Annotated in this window: 21 protein-coding genes; 4 read left to right on the top strand and 17 right to left on the bottom strand. The window is 62.9% G+C overall.

The window, feature by feature from the left end:
- Window positions 1–517: 517 nt before the first annotated feature.
- Both tyrS and ABWI03_RS28525 read right to left on the bottom strand, forming a co-directional pair.
- On the bottom strand, window positions 518–1,795 hold the full coding sequence (gene tyrS, locus ABWI03_RS28530) for a tyrosine--tRNA ligase (RefSeq protein WP_166812426.1): 1,278 nt from the start codon (window positions 1,793–1,795) through the stop codon (window positions 518–520).
- Window positions 1,796–1,814: 19 nt separating this feature from the next.
- The gene (locus ABWI03_RS28525; RefSeq protein WP_296556190.1) at window positions 1,815–2,423 is read right to left on the bottom strand and encodes a DNA-3-methyladenine glycosylase; all 609 of its coding nucleotides are present in this window, start codon (window positions 2,421–2,423) and stop codon (window positions 1,815–1,817) included.
- A gap of 86 nt (window positions 2,424–2,509) precedes the next feature.
- Here ABWI03_RS28525 and ABWI03_RS28520 point away from each other — a divergent pair, with 86 nt between their 5' ends.
- The 3 genes from ABWI03_RS28520 to ABWI03_RS28510 are packed head-to-tail and all read left to right on the top strand — an operon-like array spanning window position 2,510 to window position 4,610.
- On the top strand, window positions 2,510–3,244 hold the full coding sequence (locus tag ABWI03_RS28520; protein ID WP_298780601.1) for an ABC transporter ATP-binding protein: 735 nt from the start codon (window positions 2,510–2,512) through the stop codon (window positions 3,242–3,244).
- Window positions 3,241–3,996, top strand: coding sequence for an ABC transporter permease (locus ABWI03_RS28515; protein WP_298780605.1), 756 nt, complete (start codon window positions 3,241–3,243; stop codon window positions 3,994–3,996). Before ABWI03_RS28520 ends, ABWI03_RS28515 begins: the two co-directional genes overlap by 4 nt.
- A complete protein-coding gene (locus ABWI03_RS28510; protein WP_298780608.1) occupies window positions 3,993–4,610 on the top strand; it encodes a TetR/AcrR family transcriptional regulator in 618 nt (205 codons plus the stop codon). The genes ABWI03_RS28515 and ABWI03_RS28510 overlap by 4 nt, the downstream gene beginning before the upstream one ends.
- Here ABWI03_RS28510 and ABWI03_RS28505 read toward each other — a convergent pair.
- The 14 genes from ABWI03_RS28505 to ABWI03_RS28440 form a co-directional block, all read right to left on the bottom strand.
- Window positions 4,607–4,813, bottom strand: coding sequence for a Trm112 family protein (locus ABWI03_RS28505; protein WP_003944045.1), 207 nt, complete (start codon window positions 4,811–4,813; stop codon window positions 4,607–4,609). The genes ABWI03_RS28510 and ABWI03_RS28505 overlap by 4 nt on opposite strands.
- 39 nt (window positions 4,814–4,852) lie before the next feature.
- Window positions 4,853–7,834 carry an acyl-CoA synthetase gene (locus ABWI03_RS28500; RefSeq protein WP_298780612.1) on the bottom strand — a complete coding sequence of 994 codons (2,982 nt, stop codon included), beginning with the start codon at window positions 7,832–7,834 and terminating at the stop codon, window positions 4,853–4,855.
- A 170-nt stretch (window positions 7,835–8,004) separates the two neighbouring features.
- Entirely contained in the window at window positions 8,005–9,426 is a 1,422-nt protein-coding gene (gene argH / locus ABWI03_RS28495; protein WP_298780615.1) for an argininosuccinate lyase, read from the bottom strand.
- A gap of 2 nt (window positions 9,427–9,428) precedes the next feature.
- Entirely contained in the window at window positions 9,429–10,628 is a 1,200-nt protein-coding gene (locus tag ABWI03_RS28490) for an argininosuccinate synthase (protein ID WP_003944066.1), read from the bottom strand.
- Window positions 10,629–10,675: 47 nt separating this feature from the next.
- Window positions 10,676–11,155: an arginine repressor gene (locus ABWI03_RS28485; protein ID WP_020907875.1), complete on the bottom strand. Its 480-nt coding sequence runs from the start codon at window positions 11,153–11,155 to the stop codon at window positions 10,676–10,678.
- Entirely contained in the window at window positions 11,152–12,102 is a 951-nt protein-coding gene (gene argF, locus ABWI03_RS28480) for an ornithine carbamoyltransferase (RefSeq protein ID WP_095973315.1), read from the bottom strand. The genes ABWI03_RS28485 and argF overlap by 4 nt, the downstream gene beginning before the upstream one ends.
- Entirely contained in the window at window positions 12,099–13,298 is a 1,200-nt protein-coding gene (locus tag ABWI03_RS28475; RefSeq protein ID WP_007736227.1) for an acetylornithine transaminase, read from the bottom strand. The genes argF and ABWI03_RS28475 overlap by 4 nt, the downstream gene beginning before the upstream one ends.
- Complete coding sequence (gene argB / locus ABWI03_RS28470; RefSeq protein WP_019748607.1) at window positions 13,295–14,218, bottom strand: acetylglutamate kinase; 924 nt, start codon at window positions 14,216–14,218, stop codon at window positions 13,295–13,297. Before argB ends, ABWI03_RS28475 begins: the two co-directional genes overlap by 4 nt.
- On the bottom strand, window positions 14,215–15,465 hold the full coding sequence (argJ, locus tag ABWI03_RS28465; protein WP_051720865.1) for a bifunctional glutamate N-acetyltransferase/amino-acid acetyltransferase ArgJ: 1,251 nt from the start codon (window positions 15,463–15,465) through the stop codon (window positions 14,215–14,217). The genes argB and argJ overlap by 4 nt, the downstream gene beginning before the upstream one ends.
- Before the next feature lie 20 nt (window positions 15,466–15,485).
- A complete protein-coding gene (gene argC / locus ABWI03_RS28460) occupies window positions 15,486–16,556 on the bottom strand; it encodes an N-acetyl-gamma-glutamyl-phosphate reductase (RefSeq protein WP_095973318.1) in 1,071 nt (356 codons plus the stop codon).
- Window positions 16,557–16,594: 38 nt separating this feature from the next.
- Entirely contained in the window at window positions 16,595–17,062 is a 468-nt protein-coding gene (locus tag ABWI03_RS28455) for a hypothetical protein (protein ID WP_095973319.1), read from the bottom strand.
- Between the two features lie 101 nt (window positions 17,063–17,163).
- Entirely contained in the window at window positions 17,164–18,099 is a 936-nt protein-coding gene (locus ABWI03_RS28450) for an SDR family oxidoreductase (RefSeq protein ID WP_095973320.1), read from the bottom strand.
- The gene (locus ABWI03_RS28445) at window positions 18,096–19,007 is read right to left on the bottom strand and encodes a bile acid:sodium symporter family protein (protein ID WP_298780638.1); all 912 of its coding nucleotides are present in this window, start codon (window positions 19,005–19,007) and stop codon (window positions 18,096–18,098) included. Before ABWI03_RS28445 ends, ABWI03_RS28450 begins: the two co-directional genes overlap by 4 nt.
- Entirely contained in the window at window positions 19,007–20,326 is a 1,320-nt protein-coding gene (locus tag ABWI03_RS28440) for a flavin-containing monooxygenase (protein WP_298780641.1), read from the bottom strand. The genes ABWI03_RS28445 and ABWI03_RS28440 overlap by 1 nt, the downstream gene beginning before the upstream one ends.
- Before the next feature lie 56 nt (window positions 20,327–20,382).
- Between ABWI03_RS28440 and ABWI03_RS28435 the strand changes: the two genes are divergently transcribed.
- The gene (locus ABWI03_RS28435) at window positions 20,383–21,447 is read left to right on the top strand and encodes an Lrp/AsnC family transcriptional regulator (protein ID WP_298780644.1); all 1,065 of its coding nucleotides are present in this window, start codon (window positions 20,383–20,385) and stop codon (window positions 21,445–21,447) included.
- Between the two features lie 57 nt (window positions 21,448–21,504).
- Here the strand turns inward: ABWI03_RS28435 and pheT are convergent, their stop codons facing one another.
- Complete coding sequence (gene pheT / locus ABWI03_RS28430; RefSeq protein ID WP_298780647.1) at window positions 21,505–23,991, bottom strand: phenylalanine--tRNA ligase subunit beta; 2,487 nt, start codon at window positions 23,989–23,991, stop codon at window positions 21,505–21,507.
- Window positions 23,992–24,038: the final 47 nt, after the last annotated feature.

Genomic DNA, 24,038 nt, shown 5'->3' with positions numbered 1-24,038 from the left:
TCAAATCACTAGCAAAAAAACTCAACTAGCAAAAAATGTGTCGGCAACCATTCAGACGGAAGAATGAACAATCACCGACGAAAAATACTCACACCACACACAAACCAACCAAACCCCAAGAGGCGGTTGATCATTCGCGGATGTGAAGTACCAAATCAATTTTGGCACTGACATTCATCGACACACTGTTGAGTTCTCAAAGAACACGCACACACCATCGCTTCAACGTGGTTGAAAGCTCCGGGGCAAGGGTTACAATCTTAGCTTGTTTGCTCACGGGAAGCAAGTTCCCGCCGAGCTTGACTGTCTCCGACTTCGTCCAACCGCGTGTCCCCGGCCTGTCGGTCGGGGTTGGTGTCCGTGTCGCTCTGACTTGGACAAAGTTACGCGAATGAAAACTGAGCGTCAAACGTGCAGGTCGCGGATGTTCGTCAGGTTAAATCCGCTGGTAGCCCGCCCGTAGGCGGGCCACCAGCGACCACAGGAGCCCCGCGAGAGCACTGTGACCCCACACACGTCAGTTCGAAAGTATTTTCACGCCGGCGAAATTGCGCTTTCCGCGCCGGACGACCAACCAGCTGCCGTGAAGCAGATCGGATGCGGCCGGCTCCCAGTCATCGGTCGAGACCTTCTGGTTGTTCACCGAAGCGCCGCCCTCCTTCACTGCACGGCGAGCGGCCCCCTTGCTCTCACACAAGCCGCTTGTCACGAGCAGATCGATGATCGTGCGTGGCTCCCCCGGCGCCAGTTCGCTGACAGACGCTTCCTTCAGCGCAGCAGCAAGCGTCGACTCGTCGAGTTCCGCCAGCTCCGCCTTGCCGAACAACGCCTGGCTGGCGAGCTCGACGGCGCGGGTGTTGTGTTCTCCGTGAACCAAGGTGGTCATCTCGGCGGCCAACCGCTTCTGTGCTTCGCGCGCATGCGGGCGCTCCGCCGTTGCCGTCTCGAGTTCCGCGAGTTCGTCTGCGGTCAGGAAGGTGAACCAGCGCAGGTACTTGATCACGTCGGCGTCGCCCGTGTTCACGAAGTACTGGTACCACGCGTACGGGCTGGTCATCTCGGGGTCGAGCCACAGACTGCCGCCACCGGTCGACTTTCCGAACTTCTTGCCATCGGCCGAGGTCACCAGCGGAACGGTCATTGCGTGAACACTCTCGCCGTCGACACGACGGTTGAGTTCGACGCCCGCGATGATGTTGCCCCACTGATCGGACCCGCCGACCTGCAGCGTGCAACCCAGATCGCGTCGCAAGTGCAGGTAGTCGTTGGCTTGGAGCAGCATGTAGCTGAACTCGGTGTACGACATCCCGTCCGACTCGAGACGACGCTTCACGGTGTCACGCGCAAGCATGACGTTCACGGAGAAGTGTTTGCCGACGTCACGCAGGAAGTCGATGGCCGACATCTTGCCGGTCCAGTTCATGTTGTTCTCGATGACCGCACTCGTCGGAGAATCGTCGAAATCCACGAATCGTTCGAGCTGACCACGGATGCGTCCCGCCCAGTCAGCGACAGTGTCGGCGGAGTTCATCGTCCGTTCCCCGACATCACGGGGGTCACCGATCAAGCCTGTTGCTCCGCCGGCCAGAACGATCGGACGGTTGCCGGCACGCTGAAAACGCTTGAGCGCGAGAAGCGGAACCAGGTGGCCTGCGTGCAAGCTCGGTCCGGTCGGGTCGAATCCCGCATACAGCGTGACCGGTCCGGCCTCGAGATCCTTACGCAAAGCGTCGAGATCGGTTGATTGGGCGATCAGCCCGCGCCAGGTCAGTTCGTCGAGAATATTCTCAGTCACGGATTCGATCATCCCATCTTCACGAAATGGCCGGTGCTCGCGGGCTTCGGCGATACGCGGACACCGCCGGCGAGTCCGGAATCCAGAGGCGCCACGGAACCTCCGCTGCGGTACTGACCCCCACTCGCGGTCCGCTGACCCATTCCTCGGGCTCCCCCAATTCGAGCCGAATCCGTGAGGCTGAGTCGAAAACGTCTGTCCCGTTGTCCGCCAGCGTGATTGCAACAGACGCGCCGAGATTGCCTGGTCCTCTGGCCCATTGGTGAGATGGCCGATCCGGCGATCGCCGAGCAGACACCACATCGTGACCGGCTTCGATTTCAGCGGCTCGGAGCAGAACACCGCCCGCGACACCGTCCGGGCCGTACGAGATGTTCATACACAAGTGCATTCCGTAACTGCGGTAGACGTAGAGACGGCCCGCCCGCCCGAACATCACGCTGTTCCGCGGCGTTCGCCCCCGATACGAATGTGCTGCCGGATCCGGCCAGGGCCCGTCCTTCTCCCCGCCGTACGCCTCGACCTCGACAATCCTCAGCGAAATGTCGTCGACGATCAGGGTCGAGCCGAGAATTGTCAGGCCCGCTTCCAACGGGTTCTCCACATTTTCCAAGGTCTCGATACTCACCCCTCGATTGTGCCCACGCCGTTGACTCTTGGGTCAGCCGAGTCGCATAATTCAACAAGTGATGAATTATTGAAACGAGGCGCACCGTGACCACAACGCCGGCAATAGACATCCGCGGACTACGAGTCATTCGCGGCAAGCGCGAAGTTCTCCACTCACTCGACCTGCAGGTTTCGTCAGGATCGATCACCGGACTGCTCGGCCCGTCCGGCTGCGGCAAGACAACCCTCATGCGCGCGATAGTCGGAACACAGATCGTCGAAAGTGGCGAGGTCAGAGTCCTGGGGGATCTCGCCGGGTCCGTTGCCCTTCGCCGTCGGGTCGGGTATGTCACCCAATCCCCCAGCGTGTACGGCGACCTGACGGTTACTCGAAACGTCCAGTACTTCGGCGCTCTGTACGGCAAATCCAACGCAGACGTCGCAGCAGCGGTCGACGCCGTCGGTTTGCGCAGATACGCCGATCAGACCGCCGCCGATCTGTCCGGAGGTCAACGCGGTCGAGTTTCGCTGGCATGCGCCTTGGTGGCGTCACCTGATGTGTTGATCCTCGACGAACCGACCGTCGGTCTCGATCCGGTGCTTCGCGTCGAATTGTGGGAACGATTTGCCGACCTCGCTCGCAGCGGAACCACCCTGTTGGTCTCCAGCCACGTCATGGACGAGGCCGATCACTGCGCGGAACTCATTCTCATGCGCGACGGCCATCTCCTCGCACAACTCTCCCCCGACGAACTCCGCGCGAAAACCAGATGTGAACGCCTCGAGGACGCCTTCCTCGAACTGATTCGAACCTCACCCGTCGGAGGCGAAATATCATGAGCATCAGGATCTTCGGTGCATCCACCGTTCGAATTCTGCTTCAGCTCCGCCAGGACCACCGCACCGTCGCCATGATCTTGTTGGTCCCGTCGTTGCTGATGATTTTGCTGTATTTCCTCTACCAGGACGTCTCGACTCCGCCCGGCCAGGTTTCCCTCTTCCAACGGGTCGCGATCACGATGTTGGGAATCTTGCCATTTGTCGTCATGTTCCTGGTCACGTCCATCGCCATGCAGCGCGAACGCAGTTCGGGAACACTCGAACGTCTGCTCACCACTCCGATGGGCAAGCTCGATCTTCTTGCCGGATACGGTGCGGCATTTTCGCTCTCGGCCGCCGCTCAGGCAGCTCTCGCGTGCGCGGTAGCTTTCGGATTTCTCGGGCTCACCATCGCGGGCAGTCTTGCGTGGGTCATCGTGATTGCAGTTCTCGGCGCGATCCTCGGCGTTGCTCTCGGTCTGTTGGCCAGTGCGTTCGCGAAGACCGAATTCCAAGCGGTGCAGTTCATGCCTGTAGTGGTAGTTCCGCAGCTCTTCCTTTGCGGACTCCTCGTACCGCGCGACCAACTGCCGACCTGGCTCGAATGGATCAGCAATGTTCTTCCCTTGAGCTACGCCGTCGACGCTCTTCAGCAAGTGTCGATGCATGCCGACGCGACGGGCGAGATGTGGCGTGATCTCGCCGTCATGGCGGGCTTTGCCGCCGCAGCGCTCTCGCTGGCCGCGGCAACACTCGATCGCCGAACGCCATGACCGACAACGACACCGCCCCCGCACCGATTCGTTCCGGCCGTCGACCAGGCAAATCGGAGACTCGTGCGCAGATCCTCGAGTCTGCGCGACGAGCGTTCTCCCAGAACGGCTTTCGACGAACAACCATCCGATCGATAGCCGCGGCCGCTGACGTCGATCCGGCCATGATTCATCACCATTTCGGAAGCAAGGAGCAGTTGTTCACCGCTGCGATCGCGCTACCGATCGATCCGGCTCAGGTATTGGGACCGGTTCACGCCTCCCCGACGGAAGATCTCGGCGAAAACCTACTCAGGGCAGTGACGGGGCTGTGGGAATCGGAACATAAGCCGGCGATTCTGGCAGCATTTCGATCGGCCATTTCCGGCGACGGATCACAACTGATTCAGAGCTTTCTGCTCGATGTCGTCTTGCGCGACATCATTCCGCGGGTGGACACACCGACAGGCACCGGCCTGATCAGAGCGGAACTGGTGGCCTCTCAGATGGCCGGGCTGCTGGTCACGCGATACGTGCTCGGACTCGAACCACTCGCATCGTTGAACGTGGACGCGTTGGTACCGCTGGTGGCTCCGAACCTCCAGCGGTACCTGACCGGTGAATTACCGATCTAACCTTCGGCCCGTGCGAGCAGCTTCTCGTGCTCGTCGTCCGCCACGTCGCGTGCCTCGTCGATCAACAGAACGGGAATGCCGTTCTCGATCGGGTACGCACGCCGCAGGCGCGGGTTGTAGAGCAACTCGTCCCCGACCAGCAACAGCGGGCCTTTGTCCTGGGGGCAGGCCAGAATGCTGAGCAACGTCGAATCAATAGCCACGTGAGTCCTCTCGAACCGATCAAACAGAATGTCCCCAGGCTACCGTGCTCCGGTACCCACTCTCGTCGGCATCAACTGGGCAGCAATTGCCTTGGTCAGCCGCTTGTACGACTGCGTCTCGGAATCGAGGAACCAGGTCCGTGGGCCTGGCGCCGGCAATCCGGCCGCAGCTAACGCAGTGGAGCTCGGACGGTACGACGAACCCACCGGGATCTCGTCCACCACGTGCACGATGTCCGGACGAGCGTCAAAAGCGATGCGCGAGAGGGCATCTGCCAGTTCGGCGGAACGGAACTGCCGCCCCGGACGCCATGTCACGGCAGCGACCGCCAGCTGATGCGGTGCGTCGCCGATGCCGTACGCGACGGCGAGATCTACTCGCGCCACACTCGACAGCGCGTCCACGATCGGCTGGGTGAACACGGGTCCGCGGAGCGTGGAGATCACCGTGTTCTTGTGATCGATCAGCCAGTAGTCGCCGTCGCCGTCCCGGCGGAAGAGATTCTCGGTCGGAATCCAGGAATCACCGGCCTGGAAGAGACCTCGCATGGCACCGCCCGAGAGATCAGCGGTGAATCTGGCACGCCCGAGCAGTAATCCCACCTCGTCGTCGGCGCACTCACGGACAAATCCGTTACCGTTTTCGAGAAGCCGACCGCTGAGCGGGTCGTAGGCCGCCAACCGCACCTGCGCGCTACCCGGCAGCGGTCGACCCTTGGAGCCGACCTTGGAGCCGGCGACGTTGGCGAGAATCACGTCACCTTCGGTCGACGCATAGAACTCGAGCACCTGCGCGGGGTCGAACGCCTCCGTGGTCCGCTTCCACAGACCGTGCGGCATTCCCGAACCGATGAACAGTCGGACCGGATGGCTGCCGTCGATGAGAAGAAGATCCTCGTCGAGGATCTCGCGCATCATCGACCACGTGTAACTCACGACAGTCACGCCGTAGCGGTGGATCTCCTCGACGAATCGTGCCGGATTCAGTCCGCGCGAGAGCGCGATCCGTGACCCACCGGCCATGGCGCCACCGATGGTCGCGAGCAAACTCGACGAATGATGGAGCGGTGCAAGGCAGTACACAGTGTCGCCACGATCGAGATCTGCCGCCGTGGCCGTGCCGAAGGCCGACAGTGCCCACCGGTAGTTGGTGATCTGCTTGGCTTCGAGAACGCCGCCGGATTCCGCAAAAATGATGAAGGCGAGTTCACGGGCGACACCGGGATCCGGTCGGTACCAACCGGGCAGATTGACCTTCGTCGGATCGATTTGTTCGAGATCGATCACGTCGTGTGACGGATCCACCTCGAGGCCGCGGGCATCGCCGCCGCCGAGCACCAAGACCGGCCTACCGGTGACCACCGCAGCGTCGACGTTCTCCGGATCGGTGATGATCCGATCAACCGATCCCAGCTTGACCGCCGCCGAGATGTCGGACCCCGGCGGAAGCATGACGGCAACGGCGCCAAGGCGCGACAAGGCCGCGATGGCAGCGAGCGCGCTGGGACGGGTCTCCATCAGGACACCGACATGTGCTGCCGGACGCACTCCCACGGAGATCAATCCACGCACGACATTGTCGATGCGGGCGTTGACCGCTTCATAGGTGTGCACACGATTGTCGAAGAGGAAGCACTCTCCGTTCGGCGCCTTTCGACGCTGCTCCGCGAGCAATTGGCTCAGCGAGATCTTGGTGTGCGGCTGAATTTGGTTGAGCCGTGCCAAACGCGGCAATGCTCGTGCCGCTTCGCCGGACAATTCGAAAGTGCCGCGCAAGGCACCGGCGGCAAGGTCACTGATTCCCTTGGTGACTCCTGCTCCGACTTCGGCGACCGAGGCGACGGTGTGGATGATCCGATTGCTGATCGACACACCGGTCTGGTCTTCGAGGTCGGCGCCGTAGACCATGTTCGCGATACGGTCCGGAAGAGGCCCACCCGTCTCGGTCCACTGTACGAATTCACCGGTGGTCGGCCAGGTGTGATTGGCCGCGGTGGAACCGACAACCAATCCGAAATGACCTGCGCGCAAGGTAGATTCGTAGACCTTTGCCCGCGGCGCTGCCTGACTGATCCCACGGACCGCCTGGGGTTGACCGATGTCGTCGACCTCGCCGACGAATGCCAGGATGGGGCAGGTGATCTCGGCAAGCGAGACCAATTGATCCTTGATGACAAAACCACCGGTCATCATTCGGTTGTGCACGATGAACTGCTTGAGCAGTTCGGCAACCGCGGGCCCGGACCACGCGACCCAACCCTCGGTCGCGAGGAAGCGTCGCTGTTGTTCCCGCGGAAGCAAAGCCTCGCGGTCGTGCAGTTGCAGCAGGAAGTCGACGCGCATCTTCAGCGTCTTCACGGGATCGAGCAACTGGAACCCGGTGCGAGCCATCCACCCGGTGACCGCCAGGCGATTGAAGACGTGATCGGCGAGGAAATCCGCACCCTTGGTGGCCAATCCGGCCGGGATACCGAAGGGCAGCGCGGCGAGCGTGTCGACCGGACTGCCGAAGGTGATGACGCTGGCGATGTTTCGACTACGCCGATACGCGGCAGCTTGATAGGCGAACATGCCGCCCTGCGAATAGCCGGAGATGTGAACATCTTTACCGGTGTGACGGTGAATGTGGTCGATGATGTCACTGAGAGCGATGATGTGATCGGCGAGATTGCGATCCCAACCGCCCTCTTCGGAGTCGGGCGAACCGAAATCGACTACCCAGGGGTCCAGGCCCATCTCGTGCAGAATTCCCACAGCACCCTGGTCGCGGGTCACGTCGTACACGTTCGCCGACATCATCATCGGCGGGATCAGCACGATCGGTGCACCGACGGTTTCCGGATCACTGTCCGGGAAGTAGCGGCGGAGCCGGTACATCGCTGCGCGCTCGACGATCTCGAACGGCGATGTGGTCGCATCCGTTTCCAGCCCACCCAACCGGACGACCTCGAGGCCGTTTTGTGCTGTCGCAACCACCCGACGAATCGGGCCCAGCACAGACTTGGAATTCAATCCCACCATTTCACTCCCAAGTTTCTCACCATGTGACGTCAGTCTCATTTTTCCCGCGCGCAACAAGCCTACTGACGACGAATACGCGTACGCGGTCAGGGAGCAAATTCTGCTCCCTGACCGCGTACGACCGAAGGACTACTGCCGAAAAGAGAGGGACAACACTCGTGACCGCGAGGTCAGAGGGTCCATTCCCGCAGTGACTGCGCCACTGCTTTGACTCCGTCCAGCTGCTCGGCGACCCGCACCCCCGCGGTGCCGCCGCGCGCATTACGCGAAGCGATGGAACCCTCGACTGTCAGCACCTCACGAACAGCGGGCGTCAGCGCGCTGTCGACGCCGGCCAGTTCCTCGTCCGTGAGGTCTTCGAGTCCGACACCTCGCGCTTCCGCGACACGCACACACGCTCCGGCAGCCTCGTGGGCAACCCGGAACGGCACGCCCTGACGCACCATCCACTCCGCGATGTCGGTGGCCAACGTGAACCCTGCCGGGGCAAGTTCCGCCATGCGCTCGGTGTGGAACTCGAGCGTCTGCACCAGACCGGTGATGGCCGGGAGCAACATCTCGAGCTGCGCAACAGAGTCGAAGACCGGTTCCTTGTCCTCTTGCAGATCGCGGTTGTACGCCAGCGGCTGAGCCTTGAGCGTCGCCAACAATCCGGTGAGGTTACCGATCAAACGACCCGACTTACCGCGCGTCAGTTCCGAGACATCCGGATTCTTCTTCTGCGGCATGATCGACGAGCCCGTCGACCACGCGTCGGCAAGCGTGATGTAGCCGAATTCCGGGGTGCTCCAGATGATGATCTCTTCCGCCATGCGGGAGAGATCGATACCGATCATCGCAAGCACGAACGCCGCCTCGGCCGCGAAGTCACGCGAAGCGGTTGCGTCGATCGAGTTCTCGGCCGAGCTGTCGAACTTCAATTCCGCTGCGATGGCTTCGGGGTCGAGACCGAGTGAGGAACCGGCGAGTGCACCGGAACCGTACGGGGACACCGCAGCTCGCACGTCGAAGTCGCGAAGGCGCTGCACGTCGCGCAACAACGGATGTGCGTGAGCGAGCAGGTGATGCGCCAACAAGACCGGCTGAGCCGCCTGCAGGTGCGTCTTGCCCGGCATCACGGCATCCGGGTGAGCCCCGGCCTGAGTCGCCAATGCGTCGACCACGTCGAGAACACCGGTGGAGATGCGGCGAACCGCATCCCGAAGCCACATGCGGAACAGCGTGGCCACCTGGTCGTTTCGCGAACGACCAGCACGCAGGCGTCCGCCGACCTCCGGCCCGACGCGCTCGATCAGACCGCGCTCGAGTGCACCGTGTACGTCCTCGTCCGAGTCACTCGGCCCGAAGGCGCCGCTGGCGACATCTGCCGCCAGACGGTCGAGACCGTCGAGCATCGTCGCGAGGTCGGCCTCGCTGAGAAGACCTGCCTTGTTCAGCACACGAGCGTGCGCCTGTGAGGCCCGCACATCGTACGGAGCGAGGACCCAGTCGAAGTGAGTCGACTTGCTCAGCGCCGCCATGGCAGCGGCCGGTCCGGATTCGAACCGCCCACCCCACAGGGCGCCTTCGTTTGTTCCGTGGCTGCCAGTCACAGTCAGAGACCCAGATCGCGCTTCGCGGCGACCTTCGACGACAGACCGTGGATCTCGACGAAGCCCTTCGATGCGGACTGGTCGAAGCTGTCACCCTCGTCGTACGTCGCAAGGTTGAAGTCGTAGAGCGACTCGGGGCTACGACGACCGTTGACGGTGATGGCTCCACCGTGCAGGAAGAGACGGATGTCGCCGGTGACGCGCTCCTGCGTCTTGTCGACGAACGTATCCAGTGCGTCCTTGAGGGGCGAGAACCAGAGGCCGTCGTAGACCAGCTCGGACCAACGCTGCTCCATCTGACGCTTGTAGCGACCGAGCTCGCGTTCGAGGGTGACGTGCTCGAGTTCCTGGTGCGCGGTGATGAGAACCATCGCGCCCGGAGCTTCGTAGATCTCACGGCTCTTGATGCCCACGAGACGGTCCTCGACGACGTCGAGGCGACCGACGCCCTGAGCGCCTGCCCGCTTGTTCAGTTCCTGGATGGCTTCGAGAACCGACACCGGGCGGCCGTCGATGGCAACCGGGCGACCCTTGTCGAAGCTGATGATGAGCTCGTCGGGTGCGTTCCAGTTGACCGTCGGGTCCTGGGTGTAGTCGTAGACGTCCTTCGTCGGCGCGTTCCACAGATCCTCGAGGAAACCGGTTTCGACGGCGCGGCCCCAGACGTTCTGGTCGATCGAGAACGGCGACTTCTTGGAGACGTTGATCGGGATGTTGTTCTCTTCGGCGAAGGCGATGGCCTTCTCGCGGGTCCAGGCGTAGTCGCGGACCGGTGCGATGACCTGCAGGTCGGGTGCGAGGGCGCCGAATCCGACCTCGAAGCGAACCTGGTCGTTGCCCTTACCGGTGCAACCGTGCGAGACGATGGTGCCGCCGTGCGAGCGTGCAGCTTCGACGATGTGCTTGACGATCAGCGGACGGCTGATAGCCGAGACCAGCGGGTAGCGGTCCATGTACAGGGCGTTGGCCGCGATGGTCGGCAGGCAGTACTCGTCCGCGAACTCGTCGCGGGCGTCGACGACAACGGATTCGACTGCGCCGCAGTCGATCGCGCGCTGACGCACGACCTCCATGTCCTCGCCACCCTGCCCCAGATCGATGGCGACGGCGACAACTTCAGCGCCGGTCTCCTTACCGATCCAACTGATGGCAACAGAAGTGTCCAGCCCGCCCGAGTAGGCGAGTACGACGCGATCGGCCATGGTTTTTGTGCTCCTTCGGTTGAAAATCTCTATCAAAGAATAAGGGGTCAGGCGAGCGATTCGATCATGGCCGCGAGTTCCGCTCCGGAAAGCGGTTCTCGGGCCACCACGAAGATGGTGTCATCTCCGGCGATCGTTCCCACGATGTCGGGCATCGAGGACCGATCCAGTGCGCTCGCGAGGTAGTGCGCGGCTCCCGGCGGTGTCCGGAGAATCGCCATGTTGCCGCTGAAATCGGTGGAGACCAACAGCTCACCCAACAGCCGCGAGAGGCGGTCGGTACCGCCGGACACACCGCGTACCGGGTTCCCGTCCTCCGGCACCACGTAAACACCGGCGCCACCGTCGGCGGCGCGCAGTTTCACCGCTCCCAACTCTTCGAGGTCACGCGACAGGGTGGCCTGCGTCGCTTCGATGCCCTCGGCACCGAGCAACGCCGCCAACTCCGTCTGACTTCGGACGGGGTGCGCCGCCAGCAGCGCGATGATGCGCGACTGGCGACCGGCCCGAGTGGGAGCGACGCTCACGCCTGGTCCAGTTGGGTTCGCTGTTCCAGCAGCCACACGAGCAACGCCTTCTGGGCGTGCAGACGGTTCTCCGCCTCGTCCCAGACGACGCTCTGGGGTCCGTCGAGAACCTCGTCGGTGACCTCTTCGCCTCGATGGGCCGGCAGGCAGTGCAGGACGACAGCCTTCGGATCTGCCTTTGCGAGCAGTTCCTTGTTGATCTGGAACGGACGGAACGGGCCGACCCGATCGAGCCCGTCGTTCTCCTGACCCATCGAGGTCCAGGTATCGGTGACCAACGCGTCTGCACCGACGACACCGGCCTGCGGGTCCTGAGTCAGCGTGATCGTCGCGCCGGTTTCCGCGGCGCGTGCGCGAGCTGCTGCCACTACCCAGTCCGCCGGTTCGAAGCCCGCGGGACTTGCGATGGTGACGTCGATGCCTGCGGTGACTCCGCCGAGCATCAGCGAGTGAGCCATGTTGTTGGCGCCGTCGCCCAGGTAGGTGAGCTTCAGTCCCTTGAGCTCACCCTTCTGCTCGATCAGCGTTTGCAGATCGGCCAGAACCTGACAGGGATGAAATTCGTCGGACAACGCATTGACGATGGGAATCGTTGCACCCGTTGCCATTTGCTCCAAGCGCTTCTGGCCGAACGTGCGCCACACGACGGCGTCGACATAGCGGGAGAGTACGCGTCCGGTGTCCGCCAGCGTCTCTTCACGACCGAGTTGGGTACTGCGCCCGTCGACGACGACGGCGTGGCCGCCCATCTGCGCAATGCCCATCTCGAACGAGAAACGTGTACGCGTCGAGTTCTTCTCGAAGATGACGCCGACTCCGCGAGGACCCTCGAGTGGACGCCGAGCGAACGGGTCCTTCTTGAGAATCGCAGCGAGTTCCAGAACTTCGGCCTGCTGCGCCGGAGTCAGATCGTCGTCCCTGAGAAAGTGTTTCACCACGGTAGTCACTTCTCCCCCGGCTGGTCAGCCGATAGTGCACTGTCGAAGATGGCAGGTAGTGCTGCCACGAAGGTTTCGGCCTGCTCATCGGTAAGGATGAGCGGCGGCGCCAACCGGATCACTCCGGGTTGCGCTGCATTCACAAGGTACCCGGCTTCGCGCGCGGCATTTTCCACCGCGGGCGCGACGTCCTCGGTCAGCACGACACCCAGCAACAGTCCTGATCCCCGTACGTAGTCGACCAACGGATGGCCCAGATCTTCGATGCCCGCCGAGATCGATTTGCCCAAGCTGTCGGCGCGTGAGATCAGGTCTTCCGCTGCAATGGTTTTCAGTACGGCAAGCGCCGCCGCAGCGCACACCGGGTTGCCACCGAACGTCGTACCGTGCTTGCCCGGTCCGAACAACTCTGCCGTTGCCCCGGTCGCGATGCAGGCGCCGATCGGCATTCCGCCGCCGAGTCCCTTCGCGAGAGTGATGACGTCCGGGACGATGCCGACTGCCTGATGTGCGTAGAACCAGCCGGTCCGGCCGATGCCGGTCTGAACTTCGTCGAGTACGAGAAGTGCACCGCGTTCGGCGGTGATCCGCCGAGCCTCGACGAGGTATCCCTCGGGTGGCACCACGACGCCGCCCTCACCCATGATCGGTTCGAGGAACACAGCGGCGGTGTCGGAGTCGACGGCCTGCTCGAGTGCCTCGACATCGCCGTACGGCACGAACTCGACACCGGCGGGCATCGGCTCGAACGGCGCCCGCTTGGCCGGCTGACCCGTCAGCGCGAGTGCCCCCATCGTGCGACCGTGGAAGGAGCCTTCGGCCGCGATGATCTTCTTCCGGCCGGTGGCACGAGCGAGCTTGAAGGCAGCCTCGTTCGCCTCGGTACCGGAGTTGCAGAAGAAGGCGCGCCCGGTGACGTTGCCGAGATGAGCGAGCAGCTGCTCCGCCAACTCGACGACCGGCTCGCTGGCGTACAGGTTGGAAACATGGCCGAGTGTCGACAACTGAGTAGTGACGGCTTCGACGACGGCCGGATGTCCGTGTCCGAGGATGTTGACGGCGATTCCGGCCAGGAAGTCGACGTACTGCTTGCCGTCGGCGTCGGTGAGTACGGCGCCGTCACCGCGGACGAGAGCAACCCGGGGTACGCCGTAATTGTTCATCAGCGAAGCGGACCACCGCTGCTGCAGATCGATCGTGCTCATGAAGTAGCTCCCTGCTGGGGACCGGCGACCGAGGAGCCGGGCACGACCATCGTGCCGATTCCTTCACCGGTGAAAAGTTCGAGTAGGACTGAATGTTCGAGCCGGCCGTCGATCACGTGCGCCGACGGCACACCTCCGCGCACCGCGCGAAGGCAGGCCTCCATCTTGGGCACCATGCCGGCATCGAGACTCGGCAACAACTGGGCAAGGGCGTCGGTGTCGATCTCGGTAGCCAGCGAGGATCGGTCCGGCCAATCGGTGTACAGGCCTTCGACGTCGGTGAGGACAACGAGCTTCTCGGCACCGATCGCCTCGGCCAGTGCGGCAGCGGCGGTGTCGGCGTTGATGTTGTGGACGACACCGTCGGCGTCGGGCGCGATGGTCGAGACCACCGGAATACGTCCTGCCGCAATGAGATCGAGGACCGCATCCGGGTTCACGGTGGTGACGTCTCCGACAAGACCGATGTCGGTCTGCTCCCCCTCGACCGCAACGGTGCGTCGAGTAGCGGTGAACAGGTGCGCATCTTCACCGGAGATGCCGACCGCGTACGGGCCGTGCGCGTTGATCAGGCCCACGAGTTCACGGCCGACCTGACCGAAGAGCACCATCCGCACGACGTCCATCACCTCGGGCGTCGTCACACGGAATCCACCGCGGAACTCACCCTTCATGCCAAGGCGTGCCAGCATCGCGTTGATCTGCGGGCCACCGCCGTGCACGACGACGGGATGGATACCGACAGTCCGCAGAAACGCCATGTCGGCGGCAAATGCCGTTTTGAGCGTCTCGTCGATCATGGCGTTTCCGCCGTATTTGACCACGACGACCTTGTCTCGGAATCTCTGCAGCCACGGCAACGCGTCGGCGAGGACATGCGCTTTCTGATGCTCGCTGATCACGGGATACGTCTCGGTCATGACGAGTACGCCGAGTTCTCTTCGACGTAGGCGTGCGAGAGGTCGGTGGTGCGAATGCTCACGGATTCGTTGCCGATTCCCAGATCGATGTCGAGTTCGATGTCGATCCCGCTCAGGTCCACCTCACGTGCTCCCGGCGCACCGACGCCGTCGATGCAGACGGGACTCCCGTTGAAGGACACACTGATTCGATCGGGATCGAGCTCGATGGGAGCGATACCCACTGCTGCGAGAACGCGGCCCCAGTTGGGATCGGATCCGAAAAGCGCTGTCTTGACCAGGCTGTCGCGGGCGATGGTCCGGGCGCCGATCAGCGCGTCGGACTCGGATGCTGCACCGCGCACCGTCACCTTGACCCGCTTGGTGACGCCCTCGGCGTCTGCCATCAACTGATCGGCGAGATCGTCACACACGGCCAGTACTGCGGCGTTGAGTTCGTCCTGGGTCGGAGTGACACCGCTGGCGCCGGACGCCAACAGCAGCACCGTGTCGTTGGTCGACGTGGCGCCGTCGACATCGAGGCGATCGAAGCTCAGGTGAGTAGCGGCGCGCAGAGCGGTATCGAGCTGCTCGGCCGTTGCGACAGCATCTGTCGTGACGACACACAGCATCGTGGCCAGCGCAGGCGCAAGCATGCCCGCGCCCTTGGCCATTCCGCCTACGTTCCACTTGTTGGCGTGGTGCAGCGACGCCTGCTTCGGAACAGTGTCGGTGGTCATGATCGCGTATGCCGCGTCGGTGCCGCCGGAGATTCCGCCGGCAAGCTCGTGGACCACCTCGGTGACACCGGGGATGAGCTTGTCCATGGGCAAGCGGTCGCCGATGAGTCCGGTCGAACAGACTGCGACTTCGATCGCGCCCGTCTCGGTTCCCCAATTGCTCAGTGCCGACGCAACTTCCTCGGCAGTCTTGTGTGCGTCCTGGAATCCGCCCGCGCCGGTACATGCGTTTGCGCCGCCCGAGTTGAGCACGACCGCGCGCAGCTTGCCCGTCGTCAAAACCTGCTGCGACCACAGCACCGGAGCGGCCTTGACCTTGTTCAGGGTGAAGACGCCGGCAGCAGCCAGATCGGGCCCCTCGTTGAGCACCAAAGCGAGGTCCGACTTGCCGCTCTTCTTGATACCGGCAGCAATTCCGGCACCGCGGAATCCGGCAGGTGCGGTGACGCCCTGTGTGCGGAGCAGACGTCCCCCGGCGACGTGAACCACGTCTGCAACGGTCGCGTCAGGCTCGGTTGCGTTGTCGATCTGCTGCGGATTGTCGGTGCTCACGGAGCTACTCCCACGGTAGAGAGACCTGCGGTCTCGGGTAGGCCAAGGGCAAGGTTCATCGATTGCACAGCGCCACCGGCGGTGCCCTTGGTGAGATTGTCGATTGCCGAGATGACAACGAGCTGACCGGCGTCGGCGTCCACGGTGACCCCGATCTGCACGGCGTTGGATCCGATCACGGCGCCGGTCTGCGGGAAGACGCCGGCAGGCAGCACATGAATGAACGGCTCGTCGTTGTACGCCTTTTCGTAGATTTCGCGTGCCTGCTCTTCGGTCGCGGTGGTGGCTGCCGTGCAGGTCGCAAGGATGCCGCGCGGCATGGGCGCGAGGACCGGAGTGAAGGAGACACTGATGTCCTTGCCGCCTGCGGCCGAGAGATTCTGAATGATCTCAGGGGTGTGGCGATGGACGCCGCCGACGCCGTACGCGCGGACGGAGCCCATGACCTCGGAACCCAGCAGATCAGCCTTCGGTGCCCGGCCGGCGCCCGAAGTGCCACTGACCGCAACCACGTTCACGTGTGAGTCCACGATCCCCGCGGCAACGGCGGGAGCCAGCGCGAGGCTCGCTGCCGTCGGATAGCAGCCCGGAACGGCGATGCGGGTGGCGCCTACCAATTTCTCACGGGCACCGGGCAATTCAGGAAGACCGTAGGGCCAGGTGCCGGCATGAGCGCTCTTGTAGTACTTCTCCCAGGCTGCGGAATCCTGCAGCCGGAAGTCCGCGCCGCAGTCGATGATGACCGTCGATTCGGGTAGCAGCTTGGCGTACTGAGCCGAATTTCCGTGTGGGAGACCGAGGAAGACGACGTCGTGACCCGAGAGGATTTCGACAGTGGTCTCTTCGAGTACCCGCGACGAGAGAGGGAGCAAGTGCGGGTGATGCTCACCGAGCGTCGAACCGGCGTTGCCACCGGCGGTCAGCGAACCGATAACCAGACTGCCGTCGGTATAGGAGGGGTGCCCGAGAAGCAGACGCAGAACCTCACCACCGGCGTACCCACTGGCGCCGGCAACGGCGACTTTGATCGGCTTGCGTGCGTTCTCGGTCGTACCACCTTCAGTCATGTCACACAGTATGCATCATTGTGCATCGGAATGCATAATTACTTACCCATGGATCGCCGGATCTCCTCGAGCTTCGCTTTTGCGGCCTTCTGGCGCTCGTCCCACTGCTCGTCGACCGTTTTCCCGGCGGGACTCTCGTGAGCCAATTCGGCCGAACCTATGGAAGTACCGAAGCGTCCCTCTATCTTCTCCCGAACACGGTCGAAAGTGGGGACTCCCCCTTCGGTGTAGTCGGGTTCGGGAATTCTCGGATCGGTCGCAAGTACCACCGGGACGTCGATGATCTCGTCGACCTCCACAACGGTATCGGGCAGTTCGACTTCTTCTGCGTCGGTGATCGTGTCCTCGTCCGCGCCCTCTACACGGTTCGGGTCGAGGCTCGCGGCAGCGGTGTCCACCACGGAAAGAAGGACCGACAGGCTCGGACGACGCTCGACCACTGCGCGGACCACCGCCAGGAAGTCCTTGTCGTCGAGTGCACTCGCAGCTTCGACTACCTGGCGCACGGACCCATCATGTGCGGACCCATCAATTCGTGACACTGTCAGTCCCTTCTCGAAACTCCGACGGACAACTCCGATCCTTCCACGACCCGTCCGTCGAAGGGTCAGCGTGAGGCGAGGTAAGCGGCAAACGCGTCCTCGCTCGAATATTCGGGGACGTATCCGAACTGTTCCTTGAGCCGCCGATTGTCGAGAACGGGTCGGTACTGGAGAAATCCGACCCGCTCCGGACCGTGCTCCGTTACGCCCAATCGCCGTCCGACGCGTAGAACGCCTCGCAACAACCATGCAGGAAGCGTCACCGTTCTCTTTCCCATCCGGTAAGCCAACTCGTCGATTGTCAACGCACCGTCGCCCGCGACATTGAAGATGCCAACCTGGTTTCCGGTCACAGCCTCCGCGAAAGCGCCCGCGACATCGGTGTGCCAGACGAACACGAAGGGGCTGTCGCTCCCGGCTACCTTGAGCAGCTTGCGGCGATCGAACAACGCGGTGATCTGATTGTCGACGCTCTCACCCAAGATCGTGCCGATCCGGAAGACAACTTGTTCCAACTCCGGGTATTCGACGCGATATTCGGCGAGCATCTCTTCGACCAGGCGTTTGTGCCGACTGTAAGTGAATTCGTCGTTGCCTCGGACAGGTACGTCTTCGGTGATCCACGGTGGGTTGTCGGAGTAGTAGCCGTACGCCGCTCCGGACGAAGACACGACGATCCGTCCAACCCCGTGTTCGACGCAGGCCGCGAGCACGTTTCGTGTCCCGTCGACATCGACGCGGTACTCCTGCTCGGCTGTCGTGTTCTTTCCGGGATTCACGATGGACGCAAGATGGATCACGACGTTCGGTCGGTACTCACCGAACACCCTCCCCAATTCTGCGGGGTCGCAGACGTCCGCTCGAACGCGGTGGACGCGATCGTCCGGCGTTGCCTTGACCGTGAGGTCGGCACAGACGACGGAGACGCCCTGTGCGATCAGTGCGTCGATGACAGCGGTACCCAGGAACCCGTTCCCGCCCGTTACGAGTGCGACGGTCATGCCGGTACCGCCTTTCGGGCGCGTCGCTTGGACCAGATCGTGGCCAGAGCCAACCCGGCGATGATGTCCCAGATCCCCCACCAGCCGGCCACGACGGCCATGCCACCGAGCCCGTCGAAGAACGTGAACACCAGACCGAGCCCCAGTCCGGCATTGCGGATGCCGACCTCGAACGAGACTGCGCGACGGCTGTATTCGTTCAACCCGGTGACGGCGCCGCAGAAGTATCCCAGCGCGAGGGCAACCGAGTCGTGCAAGAAGACCGCGAGCAGTACCACCCCGATGTAGTCGACGAAGTACGACGCATTCCCCGACACTCCCGCGACGATGAAGATCAACAACGCCACCAACGAACCGTTTTTCACCCACGGCTGCGCTTTCGCGGCGATCTCCGGGAACTTTCGCGCCGTCCAGATGCCGAGAACGAACGGCACTCCGATGATCAGGGCGATCTGCGCGACCATCTCGAGTGCATTCAGATCGAAGGACTGCAACAGAGCGTCGGTCTCCGGGCGTCGACTCCCCCAGAACGCGAGATTGAGCGGCATGAGGAATATTGCGAGGACGTTCGACACCGCCGTCATGGACACCGAAAGCGCGACGTCGCCGCCCGCCCGGTGAGTCAGGACGTTCGAGATGTTCCCTGGCGGGCAGCACGCCACCAGGATCATGCCGAGTGCTACCGACGGAGCCGGCGAGAGAATCAGCGTCAGGAGAAATGTCACTGCTGGCAAAAGCAGGAACTGGGCAGCGATACCTACCGCCATCGCCTTGGGTTTGGTGAGCGCACGACGAAAGTCGTCGACCGAGGTGTCGAGGGCGATCCCCAGCATGATCGCGGCAAGCACCACGTTGAGGATCATCAACGACCCCGGGTTGAAATTGAGAACCACGTCGTCGATCGGCATCACTGCCCTCCCTTCGCCAGAGCAGTGTCGAGCAGTCCGATGTGTCGCGTGATCGCTGATCGGTAGGCGTCCTTGTTCACGTAGTAGGCCATTCGTCCCAGCTTCAGGTACTTGTATCCCCCGGACAGATCGGGAGGAGGACCCGCCGCCGCGACCGAGAATTCCTGCGCCGCGGCAGGGGCTTCGGTACGTGCGGTGATCAATTTGGCCACCAACTCGGCCTGCTCGAAACGGCCCTGCCACCCGAGCCCGGAGGCTTCCACCATCCCGAGTACGAAGAGATTGTCGTGGCGCCGACTCGCGAGGTTGAGGAACAGGTCAGGGGCATCGCCCGACCAGCCCAACTCGTCACGCTCGATGAAGGGGTAGTCGAGGTGATACCCCGTGGCGCACAGAACGAGGTCGTACGCGGCGGACGAACCGTCGACAAAATGAACCGTCCTGCCGTCGAACCGGTCGATGTCGCCGCGCACGTGAACATCACCGTGCCCGAGGTGGTGCAGGATCAACGAGTTCACTACCGGGTGTGATTCGTAGATCTTGTAGTCCGGTGCCGGAAATCCGAACCGCACCGGATCTCCCGTGAACTGCTTGAGCACCATTGTGTCGACGCGTTGTTTGATCCACGGCGGCAACGGCTTTCCCTGATTCAAGGTGTCCGAAGGCCGGCCGAACAGATACTTGGGAACAAAGTAGTAGCCTCGCCGAACGCTCAGGTCGACGGATTCGGCGTGATGGACGGCGTCCACTGCGATGTCGCATCCACTGTTGCCCGCTCCGATGACCAGCACCCTCTTGCCGCGGAAGATCTCGGGGCTGCGGTACTGGCTCGTATGCATCAAAGTGCCGGTGTACTCGCCCTGAAACGTCGGCATATTCGGCTTCGACAGCGTTCCGTTCGCGATGATCACGCCTCGGTACCGCGCGACTGTCGTCTCACCGCTGCGACTGCGCGTGGTGACCTGCCACAGCGAATCGACGGGCGAGACGTCGACGACAGTAGTACCGAAGGTGAAGTGCCTGCGAAGATCGTGGGTGTCAGCGTAGTCACGGAAATATTCGGCCAGTTCGACGTGGCTCGGGTAGTCGGCGACGGAATCTGCCATCGGAAACTCCGCGAACGCGGTAGTGGTCTTCGACGAAATGAGGTGCGCCGACTCGTAGACGGTGCTGTGCGGATTGTCGATGTCCCAGAGCCCACCGACGTTGTCGTGGCTCTCGAAGCCGTCGAACGCTATGCCGGCCCGATCGAGGTTTCGCGCGCCGGCCAATCCAGACGGGCCCGCTCCGATCAGCGCGTACTTGTCCTCTGTCATCATCCGTCGAGCGTCGCAGATAGTTCGAATCTTGCAGCGATGTGCCGGATAATGACGTTATGAGTGCACTCGATGCCGACAACGATCGTGGGATAGATGAAATCGATCTGAGGATAATCAATGCGCTACAGCTCGCACCGCGCTCCACGTGGCTTTCGTTGGCCGGCCCACTCGAACTCGACGCCGCGACTCTCGCCCGGCGTTGGAATCGACTGTCCGAATCGTCGTTGGCCTGGGTCACGGTCACTCCGGGGCCACAAGTGCTGGCCGGCATCGTCACAGCAATCATCGAAATCGATTGCTCCCCTGCACTTCTCGACGCCATCTCGTCACATCTGACTGGGTTGGCCCACGCCGTGACCATCGAAGCGTCAACGGGTAGAGCCGATCTGCTCGTCACGGCCGGTACTGCGGACTTGGCGTCGATGTCGCGCTTCATCTCCGAAGAGGTCGCAACGATCGACGGCGTACTGGGGACACGAACCTCGATCATCACACGCTGGTTCACCGAAGGTGGGCGATGGAGACTCAATGCGCTGGCACCGTCCGAGAAGGGTGTGCTGACCACCAGCGAAAACCGTACTGCCGTACGCGCTCGGCCGACTGGAATTTCCGAACAGGATCGCAAGGTTCTGACCATGCTCGCCTACGACGGGCGCACTCCCATGAAGGACCTGGCCGACGCGATCGGTATGAGTCCGGCTGCGTGCAAACGCCAGATCGACCGGCTCACATCTTCGGGGTTGGTGGCGCTGCGGTGTGAATTCGCGCGGCCACTGGCCGGACTTCCCGTGCTCGCCACCCTGTGGTGCCACGTCGAACCCGAACTGCTCGATACAGCGGGCCGAGTGCTGAGTCGAGCTCCGGAAGTTCGGAACTGCTTCGCCGTGGTCGGCGCCGACAACCTGGTGGTTCAGTTGTGGCTGCATTCTCCTGCAGAACTCGATGCCTTCGAAATTCGCCTGCGCCAAGAATTCCCAGGCCTGCACGTCGGTGAACGGTCGATCGTTCTCTACCTACGCAAGCTACTCGGTCACGTGCTCGACCAGAACGGACGCAGGACGTCGACGATCGCCCCGGACGTGTGGTTGCCGAGCCGCATCGACTCGCCGGGACACCGATAACCCACAGAGCCCACGACCACCAGCAGTGGTCGTGGGCTCTGTGATCAACTGAAAAAATCAGCCACGCATCTGCGCACCGACGGCCTTCGAGGCAGCCTCGACCGCTGCGTCGCGAGCCGCGCTTGCCTCGTCCTCGGTCAACGTGCGATCGACACCACGGAATCGCAAGGCGAACGCCAGGGACTTGCGGCCTTCACCGACCTGTTCGCCCTCGAAGACGTCGAACAGCCGAATGTCTTCGAGAAGTTCGCCGCCGCCGGAACGCAGAGCTTCCTGCACCTTCGCTGCGGGAATGTCACGATCGACAACAACCGCAACGTCCTGGAGCACCGCGGGGAACGGCGAAATGCGCGGCGCGGGCAGGTTCTCGACCAACGGCAAAGCGTCGAGGTCGATTTCCAGTGCGCAGGTGCGCGCGGGCAGTCCGGCACGCTCGAGAACGGCCGGATGCAGTTCACCCGCATGACCGACTACGTTGCCGTCAACGACAACCTCGGCACAGCGGCCGGGATGCCACGGCAGGTACTGCGCCGCACGCAGTTCGACCTCGACGCCTGCTGCAGCTGCAATAACCCGCACTGCTGCAAAAGTGTCCGAAGCCTCGGCCGGACGGCCAGGACCCCAGGGGCCGCTCGGCTCACGCAAACCACTCAACACTGCAGCGATGTGAACCGGCTGAGCCGGCAACGACGCAATCAGGTTCGCGATCTGCTCGTCCGTCGGACGGCGATCCACCGGCAATGCATCAACCGGCTTGGTGTCGGGTCCCGGCAACACAACCTGCGCAATGCCGTACAGCGACAGGTCACGCTGACCGCGAGAAGCGTTACGAGCCAGGATTTCCAGCAGACCCGGAAGCAGCGTCGTCGCCAACTCCGGACGATCGGCTTCGAGCGGGTTGAGCACCTTGCTGGTGTTGCGGCGCGGATCGTCCGCGTCCAAGCCCCAGAGGTCGAAGACGTTGGTGGGCAGGAACACCGGAGGAAGAACCTCGACGTAGCCGGCGTGAGCCACAGCCTTCGAGACCGTGCGCTTGCGCCGCTGCGACGGAGTCAATCCGCGTCCGGCCGGAGCGGCGGGGAGCACCGACGGAATCTGCTCGAGACCTTCGAGGCGAAGAACTTCCTCGACGAGGTCCGCGGGCTGCACCAGGTCCGGACGCCACGACGGCGGCGTCGCGACCAACTGGCCGTATCCCCCTTCGCTGACGCCGACCTCGACGTTGCAGCCGACCTGGGTGAGGCGGCGAGCAGCGGTGCCGTTCGGGTAGGTGACTCCGGCGACACGGTCGGGCAGGTCGATATCCAGACGAATGGCAGCGCGAGGGGCGACTTCGCCTACGTCGGTCAGGACCGGCTCGATCCGTCCGCCGGCAATCTCGACCAGCAGAGCTGCGGCGCGATCGACCGCTGCGAGCGGAATCGCCGGATCGACGATGCGCTCGAAGCGCTTGCTCGCCTCACTCGGCAGCTTGTGTCGGCGCGCCGTCTTGAAGACTGCGAGCGGGTCCCACGTAGCTCCTTCGAGCAGGATGTCCGTCGTAGCCGTTCCCACCTCGGTGGTGGCGCCGCCCATGACGGCAGCCAGCGAGATGACTCCGGAATCGTCGGCGATGACAACGTCTTCGGGATCAAGCGTGCGTTCGACGTCGTCGAGCGTCGTCAACTTTTCCCCCGCCTTGGCCCGACGGACCACCAGCTCGCCTTGCACCGCGGTCGCATCGAACGCGTGCAGAGGCTGACCGAGTTCGAGCATCACGTAGTTGGTGACGTCGACGGCCGGCGAAATCGGGCGAACACCGGAGAGCAACAGTCGACGCTGCAGCCACCACGGGCTCACTGCCGCGGGATCGATACCCGTGATCTTCCGCATCACGAAACGCGAAGCCTTCGACTCCGGTTCGAGACGCACCGGCCAGGCTTCACCCTCGGCCGGATGCGCGGGAACCGAAGCGGGATCGGCGTATTCGAGATCGAAACCACAGGCCAGTTCGCGGGTGAGGCCGCGGACCGAGAAGCAGTAGCCCCGGTCAGGGGTGATGTTCAATTCGATGATCGTGTCACCGAGACCGAGCAACTCGTTGCCGTCTGCGCCGGGTTCGGCGGTACCGGGCTCGAGCACCAAGATGCCCGAATGGTCTTTGCCGATACCGAGTTCCGAGACGGAGCAGATCATGCCGTCGGACACCTGGCCGTACGTCTTGCGAGTGGCGATTTCGAATCCGCCAGGCAGCACCGCGCCAGGCAGCGCAACGACGACGAGGTCACCCTCGTTGAAATTGCGGGCGCCACAGACGATGCCGCGAGTCTCGGGTTCGCCGACCTCGACCTGGCAGAAGCGGATCGGCTTCTTGAACTCGGTCAGTTCGGTGATGGAGACGACCTTGCCGACGACCAACGGGCCGTCGATCGCCTCGAGTGTGTCGAGTTCCTCGACTTCGAGTCCCACCCGGACGAACCCGGCGTCCAACTCTTCCGGGGTCACCTCCCAGTCCGGAGTTGCCCGCTGCAGGATCTCGGTCAGCCAGGATTGCGCTACTCGCACGTCTGCTCAGCTCTCTCGTTTGTCGATAAGTCTTTGTGAAGGTTCCG

This window comes from Rhodococcus baikonurensis, from assembly GCF_040489275.1.
Lineage (GTDB): Bacteria > Actinomycetota > Actinomycetes > Mycobacteriales > Mycobacteriaceae > Rhodococcus_F > Rhodococcus_F baikonurensis.
This window is presented reverse-complemented; position numbering and strand designations above follow the sequence as displayed.